We start from the raw sequence: 23,984 nt of genomic DNA on the forward strand, positions 1-23,984 counted from the left end.
TGATCGATCCCGATGTCGTTCCAGATATCATGGAGCTTCTCACAAGTCAGGACTTCTATTTGAGAAAGCACCAGCTGATTTTCGCGACGATGGAAAGGCTCTTCGACGAGGGGAACCCCGTCGATATCGTCTCCGTCACCGAGAGGTTGAGAACATCCGGATCGCTCGAAGAGATAGGTGGAGAAGTTGAACTCGCCAAACTGGCCGACCTCGTGCCGACCTCGGCCAACTTCTCCTATTACGCGAAGACGGTCAAAGAAAAATCGCTTTTGAGATCACTTATAACCGCGGCCAGTTCTATCGTGGAAAGCGCTTACGAAAACAATGATACCGACGAGATTCTCGATAACGCCGAGAAAGCTATATTCCAGATCACGGAGTCACAGGTTTCCAAGACTTATCAACCTATAGGCAAGATAATGCACGAAGTCTTTCAAAACCTCGAGAAACTCAAAGAAAACGCGCTCAGTGGAAGGATAACCGGAGTCGCCACCGGTTACAGAAAACTGGACGAGACGACTACCGGTTTCAGACCTTCCGATCTTGTGATAGTTGCGGCGCGTCCTTCTATGGGAAAGACCGCCTTTGCCTTGAGCATCGCCTGCAAAATGGCGCTGGAGTTCAGGATCCCGGTGGGCATCTTCTGTCTCGAGATGTCGAAAGAACAGCTCGCTCAAAGACTTCTATGCAACGTCAGCAATTTCGAGCTCTCTAAGCTGCGTGCCGGCGATATCAACAACGAAGAATGGAAGAGGCTCACAACGGGAGCCAGCGTCCTGCAAACGGCGCCGATAATCATAGACGACGAACCCTCTCTAGATCCGCGCACACTCAGGGCCAAGGCCAGGCGTATAAAGATGGAGCACAGTATACAGGTACTCTTCGTTGATTATCTGCAACTGATGCACACGAAAGGCAAAACCGACAACAGACAACAGGAAATCTCGGAGATCTCGCGTTCGATGAAGCTCCTGGCCAGAGAGTTAAAAATAACTGTCGTTGCCCTCTCACAGCTATCGAGGGCCGTTGAGCAGCGAGAAGACAAGACACCGCGGCTCAGTGACCTGAGGGAATCCGGCGCTATCGAGCAGGATGCCGATACCGTGATGTTCCTGTACAGGGAAGAGTATTACAAAGACAAAAGCGAAGTGAGCGACATGCCGCAGGTGACGAAGATAATCATCGGCAAACAGCGGAACGGGCCGGTGGGGACGCTCGAAATGATTTTCAACCCGAAGACGGTGGCTTTCTTCGAAAAGGCCTTCGAGGTTGAACGATGATTGTAGCCAGGGGATTGACCAGGAGGTTCGGCAACCTTATCGCCGTCAACGACCTGAACCTCTGCGTCGAGAGCGGCGAGATTTACGGCTTTCTCGGACCGAACGGAGCGGGTAAAACTACCACGATTAAGATGCTCACCGGAGTCATGGAACCGAACTCCGGCGAGATAGAGATCGCCGGTTTGAGGATGAGAGAATCGGGAATGGAGATAAAGAGATTGATCGCCGTGGTTCCCGACGAGCCGAAGATGTACGACAACCTGAAAGGAATAGAATTCGCGATGTTCATCATCGATATATTCAGGCTTCCCAAGAGAGAGACCCTGAAGCGCCTTTACGAGATCGCCGAGATCTTCGGTATAGACTACCTGGGCAAGTACATAAGCGACTATTCTCACGGAATGAAACAGAAACTGATGGTTTCTATCGCGCTGATGAGGAACCCATCGGTCATATTCCTCGACGAGCCCACAGTGGGACTGGACGCCGCGAGCGCACGGAAACTCAAACTGACGTTGAGGGCGATGGCCGGCGGGGGTGCCGCCATCTTCTTCACGACTCATGTGCTCGAAGTGGCCGAGAAAATGTGCGACCGCATCGGAATCATCGACAACGGCAGACTGATAGCAGAGGGTACATTGAACGAGCTAAGGAGTCGATCGGGAAAGATGGAGTACTCTCTAGAAGAGCTGTTCCTTGACATGACCGGAAACGGTGAGACCGCTTACGGCAATGGGTCTGGAGAGTGAGGGTTTTGAAATTGAAATATTCGACTCTGGCCATTGCCACAGCTGAGACGGTTATTGCGATTCTGGCGGTTATGTCTTTCTTTCTGGCGAGCTCATCCTATGCTGGAACGGTCCTTTTCTTTTCGTTGATCATCGGTCCGCTGCAACTCAGATCGATCGTACCGGTTGACAACCCGGGCAACTTTAGAAGGATGCTTTCAGATATAATCAAAAGACCCTGTACGTTGCTACTGATTGTACTTACGGCCGTCACTCACGGAGAGACCTGGTATTTCGCGATCCTGGCGGCCCTGTGTATGTTATCGCTGGTTTTTTCATTCGCATTCGTATCTTTCGTTCTTTTCAAAAGAAATCTGGCCGTCCTTGAGTCGTCGATCGCGGCCCTCCTTGGAACGGGCCTCATCGCTCTGGGTATTATCGACAGCGACTTCTTTGGAGGATTCTTTTGGGGAAAGTATCTTCCCTCCGGCTGGATAGACTCGGTGGCCGCCGGCGATCTCATGGCGGCGGCGCTGGTCCTGGTTTTATCTGCATGGCTGATCAGGATGAGATACAGATCTCAAATCTCTCGATAATTAGACGTAAAACAAAGTGTTAACTCTCTCACCACTTCCAGGTAGTATCATATAAGAGGAAAATTTAGAAGGGAGTTGAAAAACATGCAGATATCTCTTGATCAATTTCTCAGTGCGATAATGGCGAGGGTGGACAACCTCGAAGCTACGATAGACGATCTGAGATTGAGAACCAACATCGCGATGCGGCTGGTGAAGATTATGGCACCGGATTTTACCAGGGACGACGTAAAAAAAGCCGTCGAAGATGAACTCGAAATCACAATGAACGCCGGGCTCATGGAGGAGAACGAGCGTGGCGAAGAGATCACGGATAGATTGACCGATAACATCTACGACTGGCTTCAGGGCGATGTCTCAGAACTCAAGGAAAGGATGGACGAGTACCGCAAGAAAATGCAGGAAGCAATGGAAGCCGAGAAGAGCAAGGTCATTGATGTGGCGCCGGCCGGCTTCGTCAATCAACTCGGCCAGGAAAGAGGTTCTAAAAAAGGGAAGATACTCTTCTGATAAAAAAATGAGGCGCGTAAAGCGCCTCATTTTTTTATGTACTCTTGCAACAACTTCAATGTGTTATCAACGGCTTTACAGTGAGTCCTCTCGTAGCCGTGCGATGCCTCAACCCCCGGCCCCAGCAGTCCGAACATGACATCGTATCCGGCACGTAGCGACGCTTCAACATCCGATCCATAGAAGGGATAGATATCCACCCTGTAATCGGCACCGGCCCTTCTGGCGGCATCGATGAGTTTTTTCACTGTCTGGCCATCGTAGGGACCGCCGGAATCTTTGGCACAGATGGAAACCACATACTCGTCGGTCTTGAGCGTGTCGCCCACGGCGCCCATATCGACAGATATTATCTCCTCCGAGTCTTCCGGCATCGCAGCCGAAGCACCGTGTCCGACCTCCTCGTAGTTAGAGAAAAAGAGGTAGACCTTCCGGCCGCATTCCAGCTCTCCGATGGAGACCTTTCTGGCCAGGCCCAATAAAATGGCCGCGCTTGCCTTGTCATCGAGATGTCTGGTCTTTATGAAACCACTGTCGGTAACCACGGCTCTGGGATGGAAAGAGATGAAATCCCCGGCCTCTATTCCCAGCTTTTCGAGATCGGACTGACAGGAGACCTCTTCATCGACCCTTATTTCCATGTTTGACATTTTTCGCTCCAGGGTTCTGGCGTTTTCGAAAACATGTACCGACGGCGCCAGACTCTGTATGGTTCCGGTGTACGTCTTTCCCGATTTCGTGTGGATCGTGCAGTTTTCGTTCTCTATGCTGTTCATGGTGAAACCACCTACGTTGGTTATCTCCAGTCTGCCGTTAGATTTCAGAGACTTCACCATCGCACCCAGCGTATCGACGTGAGCCACTAGAACGAGCGGATTTCCCGAACCGCCCAGCTCGACCACCAGCGCTCCCTTTCTGGTGATACGCGGCTCGAAACCCATCTCCCGCAACTGGGTTGCCACAAACTCGATAATTTTCTCCGTGAATCCCGAAGGGCTGGGGATATTCACCAGCTCCAGGATCTTCCTGATCGTGTAATCTTCAAGATACTTCAAACCGCCTACCCCCTGTTCTTTTTATCTGAGCATCCCTTTGATTATCAAATCGGTCGCTTCTTCTTCGCTGAGACCTTTAGACATGAGCGTTTCCATCTGCTTCACGTTGACCCTGCCGATGGAGGCCTCGTGTGTCAATTCGGCCTTTTCGTTCTTCACATACAGTTCCGGCACCGTACCGACCTCGACGGCGTCTCCCTTGATTATCTCGTTGCATTCTATATGTCCTCTCGAGAAAGGTGCATTTCCGTAGGCCTTGTTGATGATCTTAGCCTTGCTCTGATCTGTGGCGAAGACCGTCGTCTTGGCTATTCCTGAAGAGCCCTCGCCGTTGAGGTTGATCTCCTCATCGATCTCCAGATAGTCGTCCTCCCTTTCATAGACCTTGGATTCGAGGTGCGCGGAAGCGTTTTTCTCGAGATCCACGTACATTTTAACGTAGAGCTTGCCCACGCGAGTCTTTGTGAGGTAGAAGAGGTTCTGAAAACGTCCGCCTTCTTCGACTCTAGTCCTGTAAGTGGCCATTACCGTTACGCCGCCGTCTTTGCTGTGCATGTGCGTATCTTCGTACAGCATCTCGGCACCTTTACCCACGTTCGTATCCGCAACCATCGAATGCGTGAAGTTCTTTCCACTCGGGAAAACGCAATGAGAGATGAACTTCACCTTCGAACCGTCGCCGATCCTGTTGTGAATGAGAACGGTCTGAACACCCTCGGGCTTTAAGTATCCCGTACAAAGGTGGATGGGGTTATCAACAACGATCCCGTCGTCTATATCCAACCAGACTTCGACACCGTTATCCAGTTCTTTTGCCCTGAGATGGACTCCTTCGACGGTGTTTCTTCCGATAATCTTGTTGCCGCTCACGATTATCGATACTATATCTTTTCTGAGAAAGTCCGATACATTACCACCGGACCTTTCGTATTCCTGAGCTATCGCTTTGAATTCACGTTCGTAACTGGACTCGATCATGTCGAAACGTCTCCTCTGACGGGCTCGTTTATGTGCTGGCATTTGTCGCAGAGCTTTCTGTAAAACTGGACTATCTCTTCTGGTTCTCCCGATGCGAGCATTCTTCCACCGCAGAGAAGGTAAGCCTCATCGGCCATTCGCGCTATCTCTTCGCGGTGGGTGATTATTATGACGGTCGTTCCTTTGTCTTTCAGTTTCTCGAGAACGTTTTCGATCATCTCCATCGACATGATATCTATACCGGAATCCGGTTCGTCCAGTATAACCACATGAGGGTTGACGATCATTATGGAGGCCAGTTCGACACGTTTTCTCTCGCCTCCGCTCAAGGTATCGTCAACGAAACGATCCAGGTAATCGCCGTTCAGCCCCACCACCGCCAGTATTTCCAGCAGCTCTTCGGAAGATAACTTCATCTTTCCACCGAGGGTGAGGTATTCTTTAACGGTCAATCCGGTAAATCTGGCCGGCTCCTGCCAGCCCAGCGTAATGCCTTTTTTTGCTCTTTCGGGCACCGACAGGCCGTTTATTCGATCTCCATCAAGTACTATACTGCCGTCGTAATCGCGGTGGGATTCCAGTCCCATCAAAACGTACGAAAGCGTCGATTTACCCACGCCGTTGTTACCCAGAACGGCGTAAACCTTTCCCTTTTCGAACTGCGCGGACAGACAATTGAGAATCGCCCTTCCATCGCGAACCAGCTTTATATCCTTTACTTCAAGCATCTCATACCTCCAGGCATCGCTATTACTATCATAAGTCCGATCAATAACGTCAGCAATGCCAGATACGTTGCTTATGTTACATCCCGGTGACTTTTCACTATTCCAGAAAATATTTGTACAATTTTATGAAGCCGTCTGCTCTTCTAAGAAAGACGTTAAGCTTTTCCCTTTCCACGTTCGGGATATCCTGGTTCTCCAGCTCCGGTTTCAAAAAGGCGATTCTCTCTTCGCACCAGGCCGCCGCCTCTCCGTACAGAGCCTCTACCCATCCAATTTTTAGATCTTCTTTAAAAGACCGGAGAACCTTCAGAACCCCGTCGGGCACAACGTTCTGGCTCTTCATGTAACTCCAGGCGAAGAGCTCGCTCTCCGCGATCTCCAGGACTTTCGCAAGTTCGCCCTCGCCGTAAACCATGAGGAGGTTTCTCGAGTACTCTTCGTAGATGTTCGGATCGTCTTTGAGCCAGCTTCCAGGGCTGTTGGCTATGGCCTCTTCGTAAAGGGCGACCATCTCACGCCTGTGAGAAGACGGTAGATCATCAAGATCTGCGATTATTCCGTTCAAAGTGGCGGGATCTTTCAGGATCGGAACGATCTCCTTCAATTCGGCAGACACTTCAGATGAGTCGATCATTACCCTGAAGAGGAGACTGGCGGTGTTTCTCACCACCTGCAGATCGGGAGCCGTGCTAAGCGACCTCAAGAGCGCGTCGATCGCATCGAGAGAAAGCTGAAAATCGATCAAAAGATCTGAATCGAGTCCGTCAAGAAGCGACTGAAGGTCGGTCGAGCTTACGGTATGAAATACCGCGTCCGGAAGGTTCCTCAAGAACGCGTGATCGAGCGAAATTTCATTCAGAAGACCGCCGGTCTGACCGGAGTCGTTAAGCCACGCCGAGAAGGCATCCTCTCTTGAGAAGATCTCCCTGTAGACTGCCTCAAGATTACCCTGACTCATGGAAAGCTTGAGCCTGAAATCCTCTTTCCTCTGTGCAGTCAGGTAGAGATAGCCGAAATACACATCGGCCATGTATTGCCCTGGTGAGAGCTCTCTCGATAGAGCCAGGTTCCTGAGAGCCCTGTAGAAGTTTTCGTTCCCGTCCTGCCTGGCGTTCATCAAAGCGCTAGAAGCTGCCCTCAACCTTGAATCCAGCTGAGACTGAGCCGATTTGTAAGCCAGTTCTTGTTCCTGAACGGCCATATCGTGAAGGAGCCTTTCCGGAGCAACGGGATACCTTTCACGCAGCCGGTTCTCTCTGGAGGTGACGTAGGTATCTGTTGCGAGCGCCGTGTAGGTACCCGTGAAATTCTGCAACAGTTCCTTTTCCACCTTTATGCTGCTAATTGATTCCAGAAGCCCTGGGATCTGCGGATTGATATTTTCGAGGTTTTTGTAGGCTATATAACCCCTGGTGAAAAGTCCTTCCGAGATGAAATTCCTGCTCATCAGGACCGAAGTCCCCAGCGAGAAAACGACCGCGATCAACGATACTGCCCCACCGAACTTTACGGTTAGTCTCCTGCCACCGTAGTATTCCCTTCTCATGGCAAAGCCGAAGAGAAAAACCCCTAAAAGGGCATTAGGCATCAGATGGGCTGGAAATGAAAGGATCGAATCTATGAAAAGTATGAGCAGACCGGCGATCAGAAAGAGGTACTCGAGAGCGTTTTTGGGAGAATCTGTCCTGGAGACCACCTTCCAGGAGTGTATCGCCATCGAAAAGATGAAAAGAAATACCAGCGACAGACCGACCACACCCGTCTCGCCAAGCATCTGTGTGTACTCGTTGTGCGCCCTTATGCTGTTCAGACCGGCCGCGTACATGTACTGGGGTTTCGTGGCGAGAACCACACCCATATTTTCCGTCGAGAAGTACTTGTAGGAGCCGAAACCGGTCCCGAGGACCTTCGATCCCTTCCATTGCTCAAGCGCCGCTTCCCACTGGAGAAGACGCGAATCAACGGAAATGCTGTCCTCGAAAGTGTACGTCAATCTTTCCGAGAAGCTGAAGCTTCCCTGTGTGAGGAAATTGTCTCCTGAATAGGTCCAGACGACAGCAACTGTCACCAGCAACAGCAAAAGAAGGAAGAGGCGGCTGAACGCGGTGAAAACTCCCTTCGGCCGGAACCTTATCAAGAGTACCGTTGAGAATAGAACAACGAAAATCAAAGAACCAATAACCGAATAATATACCGATCTCGTCTGACCTATTAGAATAACCACAAGGAGGACCGAGAAGACAACCAGATAAAACACTCTGCGAAGAGTTTCACGCTTCCAAACGGGCTTCTTCGTAACGACCAAGAATGCCACCGGCAGGAGTAACATCCCCATCAGATCCGTCGTGAAGTTTACGTTGCCTATCACCGAGGCCAGATTGCCACGCGACAGGGGAGCGCTTTCCGTACCCCAGAGCAAACTCGTTCCCGAGTAGAAAGCGAACAAAGCGTCCAGGGCGATCACGAGACCGGCAACGATGAAAATCTGCAAAAAGATCAGCAGCTTGTCTCCGGAATCCTTAGAGATCAGAACCGAAAAGACCACGAAGAGCAGGAAGTTCATGGCGTAACCCAGTGAAACGGGAAAGACCTCGGGAAGGCTCTCAAGAAGTAACAGGGTGGTTAAACAGGAGTAAGCGGCCAACATCAGCGCGATGATCTGCGGAAAAGCCATAGAGAGCTCCCATGGCGAGCGAACGGCCTTCATACCTAGAAATATGATCAAAATAGAGATCATGACCGAGGCGAAATAGAACTTGGGAAGACCCATGTCCCAGGTGAAACCCTTTATGGCAAAAAGGGAAGAACCGAAGATGAAAACTACATAGAAAAGCAGCGACCTTTTCCGCATAAAGGCTCCTTTCAATGTACCCTTCGCACCAGTATTCTTTTTTACGTCTCTCCTATCCGATCACCGAGATCACAACGTTTCTCTTCCTTGGACCGTCGAACTCGCAAAAATATACGGCCTGCCAGACTCCGAGATTCAGCTCACTATCGCTGAATGGAATATTTACCGAAGAACCTACAAGGGTGGCTTTGATATGGGCGTCAGAATTTCCTTCGAAATGCCTGAACTCTTCACTGACCGGCACCAAACGACCCAGCCAGTTTATCATATCCTCTACAACGTTCGGGTCGGAGTTTTCATTTACCGTTGCGCCGGCAGTCGTGTGGGGTACGAACACGTTGACCACACCGTGGGAGACACGTGATTCTCTGAGAGACTGGTGAACCAGATCGGTGATGTCTATGAATTCAACACGCTTACCGCTTTTTATCGTATATACCATGGCTCAGTGGAAGACAACGTTGGTGATTATCACAACATAACCGTTGTGCTCTTCGAGCTGGACCTTGACGTTCTCTTCATTTACCTTGTATTTGTCGGCGACGTAAGCCTTTATCTGGTAGATCATATCCTTGCCGCTGGATTGGAGAAGCTCTTGAGGAATCACTTCTCGAACCGGCACGGAGTATCTTCTACCGCCGGTGATCGATTCCAGTCTATCCTTCGCTTCTTTTCTGCTTCCTTCAGTCTTCTTCTTTTTTCTGAAAAGTCCAAAGAACATACGCTTCAACTCCCTCTCAGTTTCTTCTGAAAAGTCGCTTGAGGAATTCCAAGAATCCCCAGGATCCCTGTTCTAGGATGTCGTTTTCGACCGGAATCGCTTCCCCTTTTATTCTCTGGGCGATGTTGTTGAAAACCCTTCCGATCCCCTCACCGTTTCCGTTGAGGACAACCGGCACGCCCTTGTTTGTCGCCACGATCACTTCGTCGCTGTCGGGGATGATGCCGATGAGGTCTATGGCGAGGTTTCCCTGTATATCTTCCCTGGTGAGCATGTCTCCGCGCTTAACCATCTGTATCTTGAAACGGTTTATGAGAAGGCGTATATTGCTCTCGAGCATACCGGAGTTTTCCAGGAGCCCTATGACTCTGTCTGCGTCGGTAATAGCTGGAAGCTCCGGGGTGGTAACCACCAAAGCCCTTTCGGCAGCAGCGATAGCGTTTCTGAAGCCTCTTTCGATTCCGGCGGGGGAATCGACGATGATATAGTCGAACTTCGGATAAATCTCCGCCACGATTTTCTTCATGTCCTCGGGAGAGAGCATCTCCTTGGTCGCTATCTGCGATGCCGCCAGAAGGTACAGCCCCTTTATCTGTTTGTGCCTCACCAGAGCCTCAGAAGCCGTTACTTTTCCGTTCGCAACGTCCAGTATCGTATGCACAACTCTGTTCTCCAGACCCAGGGCGATATCAAGGTTCTTCAGACCTATGTCTGCGTCTATTAAACAGACCTTGGCGCCCTTGTTGGCGAGAGCACAACCGATATTGGCCGTTACTGTCGTCTTTCCGACTCCCCCTTTTCCGGAAGTCACAACGAATACCTTGGCCATTTCCATCAACCTCCAGCCGTTAGACTTTTATGAATTATAACATTGTACATTAACAAGAGCTCGCAACAGAAAGGAAAATCAAAACTCGTTGATACCAAACACCCTGTATATAAGGAATTTGAGGTACTTCGTCTCGTATATGGAACTGACCTCCGGGTGGTCGGGAGGTTGACCTCCCCTGAAAGAGACGATCCCCAGTTTCTTGCTGTCCTGAAAGGCTTCGTTTATCGATCTCTGCCACTCCTCCTCAGAAAGTATCTGTGTACAGGACGAAGTGGCAAGAAGACGACCGCTCTTGAGGCTCTTGATTGCCCTGAGGTTTAATTCTTTATACCCCCTCAGGGCATTCGCCTTAGATGAGGAAGATTTAGCCATTGCGGGAGGATCGATAACGATTATATCGGCCGACGACTGATCGCTTTCACGTAAATAATCGAAGGCGTTGGCGGTGATGAAAGTGCACCTGTCTTTCCATCCGTTGAGTGAAGCACTTTCCCTGGCCACATCCAGGGCTCTCTGGGATATATCGACTAACGTTGCCTCTCTGGCGCCTCCGGCGAGACAGTGAAGCGCAAAATTTCCCGTGTACGAGAAGAGATCGATCACCCTTCCACCATCACTCATGGGCGAGAGCCTTAGGGCATTTTCACGTTGATCGAGGAAAAAACCGGTCTTCTGGCCCTTCGTGTCTGCAAGAAATCTGATGCCGTTCAACACGAAAGGGATCAACTCAGGCCCTTTGCCGTGTATCCATTTCTCTCTTCTCTCCAAACCCTCTTTGCTCAGCGCCAGACCCTCGCTCTTTTCATAGATCCCCGGAGGGTTGAAGAGTTTCACGAGCGATTCGACTATTTCGTCCCTGAAAGTGTTTATTCCAAGGGTGTTGAACTGAACGACCATATAGTCGGAAAACCTGTCAACAATCAAACCCGGTACTCCGTCTGCCTCTCCGAATATGACCCGTACCGCGTTGCTGTTACGTAGAAGGCCTTCTCTGGCGCGAAAGACCCTGGAAAACCTTTCTTTGAAGAATTCTCTGTCTATTGGCACATTCTTCCGAGTCAGGAGCCTTATGCGTATGATCGAGTTCGAATTGTAGTATCCGCGTCCCACGAACTGGCCGGAAAAAGTGAAAACATCGACCAGGCTTCCATCGAGCGGTGATTCGCACCTTTCGATTTCATTATCGTAGATCCAGGGGTGCCCTGCCGAGATGCGCCTTTTGATGTTCCTCTTCAGTACGGCGGAATTCAACGTTTCCCCAGCCCCCTGTAGAGTTCTACGTAAAAGTCTCTATCGAGATCTCCAGGAGTTTTCTTATTGTGAGAGGCCTTCGACGACAGTTCCGACCATCTCTGTACCTCCTCCTCGGTGAGAATAGGCGCCATTTCCTGGACCCTGAAGCTATCGAGGAAGTCTTCGAGCTCCCCGAGATCCTTGAATGGCTCGATGGCTCTGGCTATCCTTTCGGGATCGGCCTGCGCTATTCTTTCGAAGACCTTTATCATAGTCACGGCGTTTGCGATTCCATGCTTGACGCCTTTGAACGAAGAGAGCGGATAGCCGGCCGCATGAACGGCCGTGGTGCCTGTATGGGCTATCACCATGCCGGCGAGCATGGCGGCGTACTGCATTTTCTCTCTAAGGGCGAAATCTCTTTCTCTGTCGATAAGCCGGGGAAGAACACGATAGATTATTCCGGTGGATTCTACGGAGAGCATTTTCACCAGAGGGTTGTATCCGTTGTTCACTATCTCTCCCTCGAGTGAATGGGATAACGCATCCAGAGCTGTGGCCAGAGTCACCTCTCGGGACATGGTGAGGGTGTATCCTGCATCCAGAAAGGAAACGATCGGAAAAGCCGAGGGCATTCCGAACCCTTTCTTTATACCGTTACCGTCGGTCAGGATCGAATAGGGCGTCACCTCGCTTCCGGTTCCCGAGGTTGTGGGAATCGCTATTATCGGAAAGGCCACCAGCGAATCGCCTCGATAAAGGTCGTCGCAGGTTATTTCTCTGTTTTTGTTGAGAGCCGAGATAGCCTTGGCCGCATCGAGCGGACTGCCTCCACCGATGGCGACAACGAAATCACAGTCGTTCTCCTCCATGATCCTTCCACCCTTCTCAACCGTCGCAAAGGATGGGTTCTCCTCGACCTCGTCGAAGAGCGCATAAGGCACATCGAGGTTCTTGAGAATCTCGATTGCATCGTCAAGGGCACCGCTGAGCCGGGCCGATGATCTACCGGTAACTACGAGGGCTTTCGTTCCATTCTCTTTGAAGACCGTCTGGTTGATTTTTAGGACACCGCTTCCCGAGAAGACTCTCGTCGGTAGAAAGTATCTCCACATCTCATCACCCTCTATCTAAAATTTTCCTCATAATTCCTTTGCTTGTCTCAACAGTTTCGTTCAGGCGGGAGAGATATTCTCCCTTAAGGTCTACCGAATACTTCAAAGAGTTGTTGATAGCTATCGTCAAATCCTCGCAACCATCTTCAAAGTTGAGATCGCATCGACCGTCCAGCGATTTAACGAAACTGTCGAGTTTGCTATTTTTACGCCACACGAAAGGTATTCCCATGGAGATGGCCAGTATCGCTCCGTGAAGTCTCTCGGTAATTATCAGCTGCGCGCTGTTGAAAACCTCTATGACGCCTTCCATATCTGTTGAAGTCTTGTAGATCTTGAAGCCATTCGCACTCGCTTTCTCTTCAAGCTCTCTTCTCTTTTCTTCGTCGTGATGGTTGTGAAAACCGATCGCGCAGACGGCCGTTATGTTGTTCAGTTTCAAGGCTTTCAGAACATCATCGACCTTTGTCCCGTTTTTCAGAACGATCACCGCTAAGCCCGTTTCACTTTGCCTTCTTTTGGGGAGTATTCCCTTCTTGAAAAGGTAGTACGGTCCATAATCGGTACCGGGGTGAACGTTCTTCGACAACGAAGAGAAGTGCTGGAAACTGCAATCGTCCCTTGTTACTCCCGAGGTGAGGGGATTTGAGAGGAGTCTGTCCAGAGCCTTTTTGTTGGAACCGTGCTCAATAGGTCCGAAGCCCTGGGAAAGAAAAATGAGCGGTTTTCCCTTTCTCAAAGTGTACCTGGCCAATCCGTAGTAGTAGATGAAGCTTCTCCAGCTCGTGCAATCCTGCAAAAGATTTCCCCCACCGAAGACGGTCATCACCGAGCTACTGATGGCCAAGGCGAGATCACGCGGATTGAATCTTTTTATTATCCGCACGTCCAATTTCTCTGGAAACCTTCCATAGATCTTTTCTACTGGAGGGGCGGCTGGCAAAAAAACGGGACCTTTGAATTCTATCTCTTCCAGCAGAGCAAGAGAAGAGAGTAACAAAAGATCGTCACCAAGGTTGTCATAACCGTAGTAACCCACCAGAGTTAACCCGCCAAACGGAAATTGTCTCACAACATAACCTCCGGGAACATTAGACAATAGTATTTTATCACAAGTGAATTTCAGATACCCCTATACAAAAGATTTCAAACGGGTTGTACAATTAGTCGGGGGGATGGACTTTTGAAGAGTAACACAGAGTTTCCACTGATCTATTATCTCTTTGCTATTATTCTAGGCGGGCTGTCGATACTCCTAGCCTTTTCGTCTCCTGCCGGTACTATTGCGCTCCTGTCGCTTTCGACCGCAGCCTTTCTGATCTCGCAGAGATCGGTCAACAGGTTTCTGTGGCTGGCCTTTTTCCTGGCCGGTCTCTCTTTACAGATGATGGTGCCTCGAAAGATCGAACCGGGCGGTATCGAGTACACCGGATACGTTACGCGTGGAGGGACGGGATTCGTCGAGGCATCGGAAGGAAAGATATTGATCAACGGGAACTGGCGCTCTCTTAGAGACACGGTCCAGATAAGGCTTTCAAAAAGCAATGAGGAGCTCTACACCGGACAGATAATCTGGGCCGCCGGAAATATGGAGGTCAGAAGCATCTTCCCGCTTTACGTTATAGATTCAGTTGCCGACGGCCATTTCGAGAGGTTCAGACTACTCTCTTTGCCGGGAAGGTATTCCAGAGACAAACTGAAGAAGTACGGGTTGCTGGATACAATGGCCGGCTCCGTCTTTCTAGGTGACAGGAGATCTATGGAAAGCGGTACAAGGAACGAGGTTTCCAATCTGGGGGTTGCCCACCTGTTCGCCGTTTCGGGCCTCCATATCGGCATGATGTACCTGTTCGCGAACTATGCCTTATCCAGATTTCTTCTCGGAAGAAGGACGAAATTGATGCTTTCCGTATCGCTCATCTTTCTCTACACAATGGCGACCGGTCCCTCGATCTCGGCGATGAGGAGCTTCCTAATGCTCGCCATCTATTCGTTCTTCAGATTCATCGACTATCGGCAACACCCACTGAACGTTCTCGGACTCACCGGTATACTTATGATGTTATCTCAGCCGTCGATAATCGTATCGATCTCTTTCCAGCTCAGTTTCTTCGCGACCGCGATGCTGCTCATCTTTTTGCCAGTATTCACAGAGCACAACTTCATGTTTCAGGCCTTCATGACGGGCGTTATCGCACAGATCGCCGTCATACCTCTGTCCCTCAACGTTTTCGGAACCATCTCGGTAGCCAGTATCCCGCTCACCATACTCATGGTACCGCTGTTCATCATACCTTCCTATATAGGCGTCATCTCGCTAATGATATTCGATGCGCTGAACTTCGGCCCTATCTGCGACTTTCTGGCCGGAGCACTCAAGCAGCTTTCCAGAATCTTCGAAATCTCTACCGAAACGATCTCTGGATTGATACCCGTGATGAGACTGGAAGGTGTGGGCGCTTATTTGGTTTCGCTGTCTCTGTTGTTCTGTGTTTTCTTTTCGCTCTGGCATTTCGGGCACAAGCCGTAGAATTTCAACTGATGATCTTCGATCGTGTACCCCGTTTTCTCCCTGACCAGTTCTTCCAGATCATCGAGATTATCCAGAGGAAATTCGACGACGCTACCGCATCTGTTGCAGACAACGTGATGGTGGTGATGCTCGCCCTTCTTCACCAGTTCATACCTTATTATTCCGTCCCTGAAGACGATCCTGCGCAACAGCCCGAGTCCGGCGAGGAGCTCGACCGTTCTGTAGACGGTCGCTTTGCTTATTCTGCAATTTTTCTCCATCACTTTCCGGTAAGCTTCGTCGGCGCTCAGATGATCTGTTTCCGCCTCGATAAAAGACTTCAGAACTATATCTCTCTGGGCCGTCATCCTCTGGTTTCTCTTTTTCAGCTCCGTTCTGAGCTGATCGCATTTCATGATAAACCTCCATTCATGAGATAAAACTACATGATTGGTTTTATATCGATCTTCCAGCCCGTGAGCTTTGCGGCCAGTCTGGCGTTCTGCCCGCCCTTTCCTATTGCCAGCGAAAGCTGTGTTGGAGAGACATAAACCACCGCTTCACGGTTCTGGGAACTCACGACTCTAACCTCCAGAGCGGTCGCAGGAGCGATGGAGTTTCCTACCAGCTCGGCTGGATCGTTGCTCCAGCGAAGTATATCGACTTTTTCCGGCTTTATCTCGCGCAAAACTTCGGCGATTCTAGTTCCGCTCTCACCTATACAGGCTCCGACGGGATCTACCTTTGCGTTCTGGCTGTAGACTGCTACCTTCGATCTTATCCCTTCCTCCCTGGCTATCGATTTGACGGTCACATCCCCACTGGCTATCTCGGGGACCTGCAGTTTGAGAAGCTCCACGACGAATTCCGGCATCTTTCTCGTAACCATGATCCTCGGTCCTTTCGAGGATTTCGATACATCGACGACGTAAACTTTCATCAGGCTGTTCAGTCTGGGCTGCTCACCGGGTATCAACTCTTTGGTCGGAATGCGGGTCTCTATCTTTCCAATTCTCAAATCTACCCATTCAGGGGTTATTCTGAGAACCTCCGAAGTGCTGACGGTACCCTTTATGTCAACATATTTGTCGAAGAGATTTTCCTTTTCCTTTTCCCTGATCTTTTGAATCAATACCTGTCTGGCCGTCTGGGCGGCTATTCTTTTGAACTTCTTGATGTTCAGTTTTCTTTCGATGGTCGCCCCGATCTCTGCACCGGAGCTTATCTTCAAAGCCTCCTCGAGTGTTGTCTCGGTAGCCTGGTTCTCGATCTCTTCCACGATCGTCAGCACCTCGTAAACTTCGATATCGCCGGTTAGCCGGTCTATGTGCACTTCGACATCACTCTCGGAAGCGAAATTCTTCTTGTAGGCACTCTGCAGGGCCTTTTCAAGTATGTTTATTACCTCATCTTTTTCGATTCCCTTATCCTGCTCAAGCTGATCCAAAGCTTCTAAGAGATTGAGATTCACGGTAACACCTCGCTGTTATGTATCATAATTTTAAGTTTGCTCTTTTGACATTTTCGAAAGATATGACCACTTCCATTTGATTATCCGCACTTTCGACGACGATCTTCTTTCCTTCGCAAGATAAGATCTTTCCCGAAAGTGTGGAATTTCCGTTTAACGGTTCATTGAAAACGATTTTGACTTTCTCACCGGTGAATCTTTTGAATTCATCCATGTTTCTAAGTGCCCTCTCGACACCGGGCGACTCAACGACGAGATCGTAAGGAAAAGGCACTATATCGGCCGTATCCAGAGCCTTTCCAAAACTGTTGGAAAAGGCTTCACAATCCTTTATCGATACGTATCCCTCCAGTTTGTCTATAGTGACTTTGAGGAGTCTCTTCCTTCCTCTTCTGGAAAAACTGAAGTCGTACACAGAGAATCCAAGACTCTTCGCTACCTCCTCGGCAAGTTCTCTAAGCTCTTCCTTCAGGTCTTCCATAATCAACACCACCATAATAAAAAATAGAGGGCGACAAAAGCCCTCTCCCTTTGGGAGTATTACAATACGACTTACTACATGGGATTATACCTTTTTTCTACAGCTCAGTCAATCTTCGTAGCTACTCGGCCATCGTGATCGACTCCCTGGAATACATGAAACTCGACAGGAAGATCAAAGATATCGAGATCAGCAGCGATATCAGAACAGGATAAAGGACCTTACCTATGGTGAAATCCAGCATCGAGACCCCCTGGAGAGAGACCATCAAACGGGTTGTAGGGAGATTTTTGCTGAAGATCCCCAACCAGTCGGGAAACATCGAGTGAGGAATTATGGTACCGCTCAGTATCAACAACGAGGTGACCAGAGTAACAGACGTCAACTGGGCGCTCCTCGAAGAGCTGAAGACCATCCCGATCGAGAGGCCGATCGAGGTGAAGAGAACTATATAAACTTCGATGACCAGCAGATAAAGGAAGATGTTCGAAGCCACATCGAGACCCAGAACCTTTCCGGCCAGAAGGAACACCAGAACCTGCAGAGTAGAAAAGATAGAGAAACTGAGCGTCTTGGCGGCCATATAACTCATCCCGGAGAGATTAGAGAGTTTCAACAGGTCGATCACTCCGTTCCGCCTATCCTCGAAGGTTCCGCTTGCCGCTCCAATGGCGGTCACAAACATTATGGTTATCGAAAGAACCATGGGGAATAGCAGAGAAGAAAAGTTCAATTTCCTCTCGCGAATTCCTTCGACGGTGATCGCCGGAGCAACGTACTCCGGGTCTATCTCCACACCCTTCATGAACTCCGGATCGGCCACCACGGGAAGAGCTTTGAACTCTTTCAACACGTTGTTGAGCACCTGGTAGATCGCGACGGCCGTTTGCATCGATCCCGGATTAGGTACGAAGATCAATTCGGACGGTTCCTGGAACAGGAGTTTGTTCGCGAATCCCCTTGGAATGATGAAGACCCCGTCTAGGTCTTCCAGCACTCCGTCTATCTGGTCTCTACTAGAGAGCTGCACTATGTTCTCGCCCTTGAGCATTGAAGTGGCGTATTGCAGGAAAAAGAGACCTATGAAGGTTTTGTCTTCGTTGACGATCGCGATTTTCAGGTCCGTATAGCCACCGCTTTCCGATGTTATGGTAGAAATGAGGGCCAGTATCAGAGGCAGCAGAAACAACAGCAGAACGAAAGCTCGAGACTTTCTCATCAGAAGTAGATCGTTCAGCAAAAGCCCTGGGAATTTCAATTGATTAGCCTCCACGCCAAGCGAATTATTTCTCGCGATACCGGTCAGAACCGTACGATGATAGAATTATATCATTGAGAACCAGCTCGGGAGTTCAAGTGTCATAGAAGACAACAGCACTAAGGAGGTGGACGGTTTGAAAAAGATATGCTTTTTAGTGGTTTTGACGATAGCCGCTGTTTCTCTGGCCAGCGTAACCTCGATGGCCGAAAGGCTTCCCTCAGATTCCCATACCGTACTCGTTATGGAGGATTTGAAAGAAAACTACGCCAAATCTAAGGAAGTCGTTTTGATGGATATGATACTTAACCAGCTGGCCATTGAACAGCTGGTGGCCCAGTACGTAGAAATGCTGGCCTACAACAACGGACTGGATCCTAAGGACATCTACAAAGCCTTCGATGGCGATCTTGGGCTTGCGGTTTGGAGAGATTCCTCGGGCGACGACCGATTGATAGCTGTTCTTGGCCCTATGAAGGATCCGAGGACTCTGAAAAGCGCAGCCGAAAAGATACTGCCGCAACTTCTTCCGGTTGATTTCAAGATAAAGATGGCTACCGACAGCGAATACCTGTACGTCGGGGACATCGATCAGTACTCTCAGGCTGTCAGAGGCTTCGATTCGACGAAACTCATAGACGGCCTTCCGGCAGGATTCGGTTATCTCTATTCGGAGATGGACGAAAGCCTCACAAAGGCTTCCTTCAGAAACCAGGACAAGCTTATCGTGATGGAAACTTTGACCCTTCCGACGACCGAAGAAAGCATAGAGGCCTTCAGGAAAGCCTTCTCCGGTGGAGAGGTCACAGACCTGGAAGACATGAGTCACCTTCCGCTGGTTTCCATATTCGCCAGGCTAGGCGATATAAGCATGCTGGCAGACTACGCCGGAGATCAGCTAACCTCCGTTCCTCTGGATATCGAAGGCCTGGTCCCGGGAAATCTCAACACCGACGAGCTAGACGACTACCTTACCGGCGACTTCCTGGTCGATATAGATCTCTCCGTTGACGATATCTTCGCCAGTTTGATGGGCTCTCAGGGAACTTCCTCATCCCAGACATCCCAGATGAATATCACCTATATAGCGAGAGTGGGGTTTAGCGGTTCACTGGATGTCCTCAAAAATTCCATCGAAAAATCGAGTCCCGAAACAAAAATTGAAGTCAAAGGAGATACTCTACTCGTGGAAGGTCAGCACATGTGGATAGATAACGGATGGTTGTTCATCTCCTCCAGAGATAGAGATAAGACGGTTCAGACGCTCGACAACAGTGTCCCGTTGTTGAATTCAGCAGCCTATGCCGAGCTCTCTTCGATGATTCACGAACCAGGTTTCGCCAGGTTCTTCGTGGATAGCGGATATGTCCTAACCGGATTGATGGGAATGGATATCAACAGTGGTCTGCTTTTCGGCACGAGTTATCTTGCACAGAGTGGCGCAGTGAAAGGTATACTTTTGATCAAATAAAAAAAGAGCCCCTTCGCCAAGCGGAGTAGCGCGGGGCAGAACATCTCGTTGACATTATTATACCCTTTCGACATAGTGTTAGTCAAGTGTATACTCAGGGGTGGTCGGGGTTGAGACTGGATAAATTCCTGAAACAGAGCAGAATCATAAAGAGAAGAATACTCGCCAAAGAAGCGATCGAAAAGGGCTTCATATCGAGAAACGGGATTCAGGCCAAACCGTCTTCAGAAGTAAAGCCGGGAGACACAATCTCGATAAGATATTCCAATCGAACGCTGGTGGTTAAAGTTCTGGAAGACTTTGAAATAGAGATATTGAAAGAGATCAAAGAATAATTTCACCCGAAACTACGTTGTGGATCTCCCCGTCGTAAGATTGCAGCTGAAGTGACACCGGGGAGATCCTCTTTATTATACCTGTCAATTTCTCGTTTTCGTTGAGAGATACGGTTATTTCATCCCCCTCGACGAAGGCCTGAAGCTTCTTCCACCTTCTCGTGAGATACTTGGTCTTTCCCTTTATCATATACTTCTTTCTCAAGACCTCAACCCTGCGGAGTATTTTCTCTATCAGCAGGTTCAGAGGAATATATTCGTTTTTCAAGTAAGAGAGCGAAGTTGCAGAACTCAAGAGCTCCTTAGGCAGCTCGTTGTTCACGTTCAAACCGACCCCCACGACGATTCCTTTCAGTCTTTCTCCGGCGAAAACCGATTCGGTCAGTATTCCCGCAACCTTCTTCCCATCGATGAGAATATCGTTAGGCCATTTTATCTGAGCGTTTCTGTACTTCAGATCCCTAACGGTCTCAACAACCGCAACGGATAGAAGTTTCGTGTATGCGTTCGGTTCTGTTATTTGAAGCGGTTTAAAAATTATCGAAAACCAGAGTCCGCCGTCACCAGAAGACCACGAGCGACCGTATCTTCCGTAGGCGAAAGTCTGCGATAGAGACCAGATAACCGTGCCGTAAGGCAGCCTGTCGAGATTCTCTATGGCGAATTTATTGGTCGAATCTATTTCAGAGAAAGAGATTATCTTCTCCCCGATCATCAAATCGCTTCATCCCTCTCCAAGTTTGTTATTTGGCCCGCCAGTTCAAGACGGATCATTATCACCTTTTCTAGATCTCTTCTCCTCCACCGAAGGCATGATCCTCTATCGGGAACCTCCCTTCTTTAACGTCCCGGTCGAAGTGTTTCAGGGCGCTCACGATGTTCTCCTTCAAATTGGCGTACCTTTTAACGTACCTCGGCTCAGATTCATCGTTTATGCCCAGAAGATCGTGCCACTTCAAGAACTGTCCATCGCAGAACCGGCCCGATCCAAGTCCCAGCACGGGAACGGAGGCTTCCTGAGTGAGTTTTCCGGCGACTTCTTCCACCACCAGCTCCAGAAGTATCGCGAAGACCCCGGCCTCTTCAAGGTTTTTTACCGATTCGATGAGGCGCTTGATGCTCTTCTCGTCCTTTCCCTGTACCTGATACGTCCCCTCGAGGCTGGCGTGATGAGGAGTGATCCCTACGTGGCCCATGACGGGAAATCCTCTATCGACAAGGTATTTGATCAGCTCGGCCGTTTCATAACCTCCCTCGATCTTCAATGCGTTTGCACCGTGCCGTAAAAAAGCGATGGCGTTTTCTACGGCCTTCTCTCTCGATTGCTGGTACGAACCGAAGGGCATGTCGGCGATGATGAACCCATCTCTCGCCCCGCGCCGGACGGCCTTCAGAGACCAGAGCATCTCTTCCATGGTTACCGACAGAGTATCTTTCTTACCCATCACGTATGTACCGAGCGAATCGCCCACAAGAATCATGTCGATCCCCGACTCTAAAGCGAACTTCGCCTCGAAGTAGCTGAAAGCCGTTACCATCGATAATTTTCTTGAATCTTTCGACGCGATTATCTCACGTACGTTCATTCGAGAAGCACCTTCCCTTCAGAGAACTCGCTTTTATTGTGAGATAACAACCAGTAAAGGACCGTTGTATTCCCTCATCTACGATTATACATTTTTCTCTCTACTGGTACAGTAACGGCATTCTCACTGTCAATATTTCCCGGCGATTGCAGGCTGTTTTGCTTGTGTAATCTCAGTTTCTCTCACCAGGTTATATAATTGATGGAAGGAGAGAGTTTGATGAAAGCTAGGTTCGAGTGGCAACTTCCCTTTGTTATGGCAATTCTCATGGCCTTTGGTCTGGTGGTACTTTACAGCGCGACCTTTGGCGAGAGAGAGGAATACATGTTCGGGCGCCAGGTGGTGTGGGCTCTTCTTTCGTGGGCCGTCTTCGTTTTCACGGCGTACGTACTGAAAAGAAAAGTATGGAGAGATTTCGCCATTGCGCTCATGACGCTGTCTATAGCGGGCCTTGTTCTGGTGCTTTTCTTGAATCCCATCGAAGGATCGAGAAGATGGATAGATCTTGGCATCGCCAGTTTACAGCCATCGGAAATTGCGAAGTTTTCCTTGATACTCTTCCTCGGTTATCTTTATTCGCTCGAGACCAGGCGGTATCTTTCTTTTTTAGCAGGCTTGCTGGCGACGTTTCTGATCATGGGGTTGATCTATCTGGAACCCGATCTTGGAACGACGATAATCATCGTGGTGATCTGGTACTTTATGACACTGATAAGCAAAAAATTCGACAGATTGATGATAGTCATGACCGCTTTGATAGCCGTGGCAGTGCCGGCAGTTCTCATGTTCGGGCTCGAATCCTACCAGAGAGACAGGATTTTGAGTTTTCTCAATCCCGAAGAATACGCTTCCGGGGCCGCCTACAACACCATTCAGGCTATAAGGGCGATCGGTTCGGGTGGATGGACCGGAAAGGGATTCGTGCAGGGTACCATGAACAGACTGGGTTATGTGCCGGCCGATCACACCGATTTCATTTTTTCCGTGATAGGCGAGGAGTGGGGCTTTGTAGGTGCGATCACGGTCATATTGCTTTATTCGCTACTGCTATGGAGAATCTGGGCAATCACCAGAAGAACCGGTGATTTTTTTGGTAGACTCGTAATGAGCGGTTTTTTCGCCATGTTCGCTTTTCACGTGGTGGAGAATATCGGTATGAATCTCGGTCTTCTCCCGGTAACCGGTATTCCCCTTCCTTTGATAAGTTACGGAGGATCTTCATCGATGATATTCGCCCTGCAACTTGGAATAGTGCAGAGTTATGCTAGCAGAAGAGCAGATTACGATAAGAAGTAGAAAAAACAGCGATATTTCCAGGGAGGTATTTTATGAGACTTATTGAATCAGTACCTAATTTCAGCGAAGGCAAGAGAGCCGAGGTTATCGAAGAGATAGTGAACGAAGGTAGAAAGATCGATGGGGTATGGATACTGGATTACTCGAGCGACCCCAACCACAATCGCTCGGTTGTAACGCTCACAGGGGTTCCCGAGGCGATAGAGGAAGCCCTCTTCGATATGACGAAGAAGGCCCGAGATCTGATAGATCTGAAGAACCATTCCGGAGAACATCCCAGAATGGGCTCCGCCGATGTCATTCCGCTGATTCCAGTTATGAACACAACAAAAGACGAGTGTATAGAACTTTCCAGAAGGTTGGGCAGGAGAATCGGCGAGGAACTGTCGATACCGGTTTACCTTTACGAGGATTCCGCAACCAGCCCGGAACGTGTCAGTCTTTCGAACATAAGGAAGGGTGAGTTCGAGAACTTCAACTCCAAGATCACCCAGGAGGCCTGGAAACCCGATTTTGGACCTTCTTCTGTTCATCCTTCGGCTGGCGTGGTCGCTGTCGGTTGCAGGGAATACCTTATCGCCTTCAACGTCAATCTGGGAACCGACAACATAGAGATAGCCAACAAGATAGCCAAGGCCATAAGACACATAAGCGGCGGCTTTCGCTATGTCAAAGCCCTCGGGTTCAGACTGGAAGACAGAGGCATAGTGCAGGTCTCCATGAATATGACCAACTACAGAAAGACACCGCTCTTCAGGGTTTACGAAGTCATAAAGTCCGAGGCCGAACGATACGGAGTTTCTATCGTGGGATCGGAAATAGTTGGCCTTACACCCCTGCAGGCCCTCGTAGATGTTGCCGAACACTATCTCAAACTGGAGAAGTTCGATTCGTCGTCGATTCTCGAGAAGAGAGTTCTCGACTTCATTTCGAGGGAAGGAGAGTAG

General features: G+C 49.5%; 25 protein-coding genes. 9 read left to right on the forward strand and 16 right to left on the reverse strand.

Features of this window, described 5'->3' with window-relative positions; all coding sequences use genetic code 11:
• The first annotated feature begins 2 nt into the window (after positions 1 to 2).
• The 4 genes from dnaB (at position 3) to PKX57_RS04920 (ending at position 3,114) form a co-directional block, all read left to right on the forward strand.
• The gene (gene dnaB / locus PKX57_RS04905; RefSeq protein WP_472416252.1) at positions 3 to 1,280 is read left to right on the forward strand and encodes a replicative DNA helicase; all 1,278 of its coding nucleotides are present in this window, start codon (positions 3 to 5) and stop codon (positions 1,278 to 1,280) included.
• Complete coding sequence (locus PKX57_RS04910) at positions 1,277 to 2,029, forward strand: ABC transporter ATP-binding protein (RefSeq protein WP_472416254.1); 753 nt, start codon at positions 1,277 to 1,279, stop codon at positions 2,027 to 2,029. Before dnaB ends, PKX57_RS04910 begins: the two co-directional genes overlap by 4 nt.
• Before the next feature lie 5 nt (positions 2,030 to 2,034).
• A complete protein-coding gene (locus PKX57_RS04915) occupies positions 2,035 to 2,604 on the forward strand; it encodes a hypothetical protein (protein WP_214050135.1) in 570 nt (189 codons plus the stop codon).
• An 84-nt stretch (positions 2,605 to 2,688) separates the two neighbouring features.
• Positions 2,689 to 3,114: a hypothetical protein gene (locus tag PKX57_RS04920; protein ID WP_213921988.1), complete on the forward strand. Its 426-nt coding sequence runs from the start codon at positions 2,689 to 2,691 to the stop codon at positions 3,112 to 3,114.
• Positions 3,115 to 3,140: 26 nt separating this feature from the next.
• Here PKX57_RS04920 and PKX57_RS04925 read toward each other — a convergent pair whose 3' ends face one another.
• The 10 genes from PKX57_RS04925 to PKX57_RS04970 all read right to left on the reverse strand — a co-directional run bounded on the left by PKX57_RS04925 (position 3,141) and on the right by PKX57_RS04970 (position 13,699).
• A complete protein-coding gene (locus tag PKX57_RS04925; protein ID WP_213921989.1) occupies positions 3,141 to 4,169 on the reverse strand; it encodes a M42 family metallopeptidase in 1,029 nt (342 codons plus the stop codon).
• Positions 4,170 to 4,190: 21 nt separating this feature from the next.
• Positions 4,191 to 5,147 carry a SufD family Fe-S cluster assembly protein gene (locus tag PKX57_RS04930; protein ID WP_214047323.1) on the reverse strand — a complete coding sequence of 319 codons (957 nt, stop codon included), beginning with the start codon at positions 5,145 to 5,147 and terminating at the stop codon, positions 4,191 to 4,193.
• Positions 5,144 to 5,875, reverse strand: coding sequence for an ATP-binding cassette domain-containing protein (locus PKX57_RS04935; RefSeq protein WP_472416256.1), 732 nt, complete (start codon positions 5,873 to 5,875; stop codon positions 5,144 to 5,146). The genes PKX57_RS04930 and PKX57_RS04935 overlap by 4 nt, the downstream gene beginning before the upstream one ends.
• 97 nt (positions 5,876 to 5,972) lie before the next feature.
• Positions 5,973 to 8,741: an O-antigen ligase family protein gene (locus PKX57_RS04940; protein ID WP_472416257.1), complete on the reverse strand. Its 2,769-nt coding sequence runs from the start codon at positions 8,739 to 8,741 to the stop codon at positions 5,973 to 5,975.
• A gap of 37 nt (positions 8,742 to 8,778) precedes the next feature.
• Positions 8,779 to 9,168: a secondary thiamine-phosphate synthase enzyme YjbQ gene (locus PKX57_RS04945; protein ID WP_213921027.1), complete on the reverse strand. Its 390-nt coding sequence runs from the start codon at positions 9,166 to 9,168 to the stop codon at positions 8,779 to 8,781.
• Between the two features lie 3 nt (positions 9,169 to 9,171).
• Positions 9,172 to 9,447 (reverse strand): cell division topological specificity factor MinE, encoded by a 276-nt coding sequence (locus PKX57_RS04950; protein ID WP_472416259.1) that lies wholly within the window; start codon positions 9,445 to 9,447, stop codon positions 9,172 to 9,174.
• A gap of 16 nt (positions 9,448 to 9,463) precedes the next feature.
• Positions 9,464 to 10,276, reverse strand: coding sequence for a septum site-determining protein MinD (minD, locus tag PKX57_RS04955; RefSeq protein WP_472416261.1), 813 nt, complete (start codon positions 10,274 to 10,276; stop codon positions 9,464 to 9,466).
• A 78-nt stretch (positions 10,277 to 10,354) separates the two neighbouring features.
• Positions 10,355 to 11,530 carry a class I SAM-dependent rRNA methyltransferase gene (locus PKX57_RS04960; protein ID WP_472416263.1) on the reverse strand — a complete coding sequence of 392 codons (1,176 nt, stop codon included), beginning with the start codon at positions 11,528 to 11,530 and terminating at the stop codon, positions 10,355 to 10,357.
• Positions 11,527 to 12,627, reverse strand: coding sequence for an iron-containing alcohol dehydrogenase family protein (locus PKX57_RS04965; RefSeq protein ID WP_472416265.1), 1,101 nt, complete (start codon positions 12,625 to 12,627; stop codon positions 11,527 to 11,529). Before PKX57_RS04965 ends, PKX57_RS04960 begins: the two co-directional genes overlap by 4 nt.
• Before the next feature lie 4 nt (positions 12,628 to 12,631).
• Positions 12,632 to 13,699 (reverse strand): polysaccharide pyruvyl transferase family protein, encoded by a 1,068-nt coding sequence (locus PKX57_RS04970; protein ID WP_169699380.1) that lies wholly within the window; start codon positions 13,697 to 13,699, stop codon positions 12,632 to 12,634.
• A gap of 111 nt (positions 13,700 to 13,810) precedes the next feature.
• Here PKX57_RS04970 and PKX57_RS04975 point away from each other — a divergent pair, with 111 nt between their 5' ends.
• A complete protein-coding gene (locus PKX57_RS04975; protein WP_472416267.1) occupies positions 13,811 to 15,157 on the forward strand; it encodes a ComEC/Rec2 family competence protein in 1,347 nt (448 codons plus the stop codon).
• Here PKX57_RS04975 and PKX57_RS04980 read toward each other — a convergent pair.
• The 4 genes from PKX57_RS04980 to PKX57_RS04995 form a co-directional block, all read right to left on the reverse strand.
• Complete coding sequence (locus PKX57_RS04980) at positions 15,088 to 15,555, reverse strand: transcriptional repressor (protein ID WP_213921021.1); 468 nt, start codon at positions 15,553 to 15,555, stop codon at positions 15,088 to 15,090. The genes PKX57_RS04975 and PKX57_RS04980 overlap by 70 nt on opposite strands.
• A gap of 26 nt (positions 15,556 to 15,581) precedes the next feature.
• Entirely contained in the window at positions 15,582 to 16,610 is a 1,029-nt protein-coding gene (nusA, locus tag PKX57_RS04985; protein ID WP_472414724.1) for a transcription termination factor NusA, read from the reverse strand.
• A gap of 22 nt (positions 16,611 to 16,632) precedes the next feature.
• Positions 16,633 to 17,106 carry a ribosome maturation factor RimP gene (locus PKX57_RS04990; RefSeq protein WP_213921019.1) on the reverse strand — a complete coding sequence of 158 codons (474 nt, stop codon included), beginning with the start codon at positions 17,104 to 17,106 and terminating at the stop codon, positions 16,633 to 16,635.
• A gap of 106 nt (positions 17,107 to 17,212) precedes the next feature.
• Positions 17,213 to 18,349: an ABC transporter permease gene (locus tag PKX57_RS04995; protein WP_472416269.1), complete on the reverse strand. Its 1,137-nt coding sequence runs from the start codon at positions 18,347 to 18,349 to the stop codon at positions 17,213 to 17,215.
• A 136-nt stretch (positions 18,350 to 18,485) separates the two neighbouring features.
• Between PKX57_RS04995 and PKX57_RS05000 the strand changes: the two genes are divergently transcribed.
• A complete protein-coding gene (locus PKX57_RS05000; protein WP_213921017.1) occupies positions 18,486 to 19,820 on the forward strand; it encodes a hypothetical protein in 1,335 nt (444 codons plus the stop codon).
• 110 nt (positions 19,821 to 19,930) lie between these two features.
• Positions 19,931 to 20,155, forward strand: a complete 225-nt coding sequence (locus tag PKX57_RS05005) for a S4 domain-containing protein (protein ID WP_213921016.1) — start codon at positions 19,931 to 19,933, stop codon at positions 20,153 to 20,155.
• On the opposite strand, the gene PKX57_RS05010 is transcribed toward PKX57_RS05005, so the two are convergent.
• Positions 20,145 to 20,870, reverse strand: coding sequence for a biotin--[acetyl-CoA-carboxylase] ligase (locus tag PKX57_RS05010; protein ID WP_213921015.1), 726 nt, complete (start codon positions 20,868 to 20,870; stop codon positions 20,145 to 20,147). The two genes, PKX57_RS05005 and PKX57_RS05010, sit on opposite strands and share 11 nt — an antisense overlap.
• A gap of 70 nt (positions 20,871 to 20,940) precedes the next feature.
• A complete protein-coding gene (gene panB, locus PKX57_RS05015) occupies positions 20,941 to 21,741 on the reverse strand; it encodes a 3-methyl-2-oxobutanoate hydroxymethyltransferase (RefSeq protein ID WP_214047327.1) in 801 nt (266 codons plus the stop codon).
• A gap of 219 nt (positions 21,742 to 21,960) precedes the next feature.
• Between panB and rodA the strand changes: the two genes are divergently transcribed.
• Positions 21,961 to 23,037 carry a rod shape-determining protein RodA gene (gene rodA, locus PKX57_RS05020; RefSeq protein ID WP_214047328.1) on the forward strand — a complete coding sequence of 359 codons (1,077 nt, stop codon included), beginning with the start codon at positions 21,961 to 21,963 and terminating at the stop codon, positions 23,035 to 23,037.
• Positions 23,038 to 23,069: 32 nt separating this feature from the next.
• The gene (ftcD, locus tag PKX57_RS05025) at positions 23,070 to 23,984 is read left to right on the forward strand and encodes a glutamate formimidoyltransferase (RefSeq protein ID WP_472416271.1); all 915 of its coding nucleotides are present in this window, start codon (positions 23,070 to 23,072) and stop codon (positions 23,982 to 23,984) included.

The sequence above is a fragment of the Mesotoga sp. genome (genome assembly GCF_035363035.1).
Classification (GTDB): domain Bacteria; phylum Thermotogota; class Thermotogae; order Petrotogales; family Kosmotogaceae; genus Mesotoga.

Coding starts and splice junctions, on each gene's coding strand:
- PKX57_RS04930 (WP_214047323.1), bottom strand. CDS start 5,147: ATGATCGAGTCCAGTTACGAACGTGAATTCAAAGCGATAGCTCAGGAA.
- PKX57_RS04920 (WP_213921988.1), top strand. CDS start 2,689: ATGCAGATATCTCTTGATCAATTTCTCAGTGCGATAATGGCGAGGGTG.
- panB (WP_214047327.1), bottom strand. CDS start 21,741: ATGAACGTACGTGAGATAATCGCGTCGAAAGATTCAAGAAAATTATCG.
- PKX57_RS05010 (WP_213921015.1), bottom strand. CDS start 20,870: ATGATCGGGGAGAAGATAATCTCTTTCTCTGAAATAGATTCGACCAAT.
- PKX57_RS04950 (WP_472416259.1), bottom strand. CDS start 9,447: ATGTTCTTTGGACTTTTCAGAAAAAAGAAGAAGACTGAAGGAAGCAGA.
- minD (WP_472416261.1), bottom strand. CDS start 10,276: ATGGCCAAGGTATTCGTTGTGACTTCCGGAAAAGGGGGAGTCGGAAAG.
- PKX57_RS04990 (WP_213921019.1), bottom strand. CDS start 17,106: ATGGTGGTGTTGATTATGGAAGACCTGAAGGAAGAGCTTAGAGAACTT.
- PKX57_RS04945 (WP_213921027.1), bottom strand. CDS start 9,168: ATGGTATATACGATAAAAAGCGGTAAGCGTGTTGAATTCATAGACATC.
- PKX57_RS04965 (WP_472416265.1), bottom strand. CDS start 12,627: ATGTGGAGATACTTTCTACCGACGAGAGTCTTCTCGGGAAGCGGTGTC.
- rodA (WP_214047328.1), top strand. CDS start 21,961: ATGAAAGCTAGGTTCGAGTGGCAACTTCCCTTTGTTATGGCAATTCTC.
- PKX57_RS04910 (WP_472416254.1), top strand. CDS start 1,277: ATGATTGTAGCCAGGGGATTGACCAGGAGGTTCGGCAACCTTATCGCC.
- PKX57_RS04980 (WP_213921021.1), bottom strand. CDS start 15,555: ATGAAATGCGATCAGCTCAGAACGGAGCTGAAAAAGAGAAACCAGAGG.
- ftcD (WP_472416271.1), top strand. CDS start 23,070: ATGAGACTTATTGAATCAGTACCTAATTTCAGCGAAGGCAAGAGAGCC.
- PKX57_RS04935 (WP_472416256.1), bottom strand. CDS start 5,875: ATGCTTGAAGTAAAGGATATAAAGCTGGTTCGCGATGGAAGGGCGATT.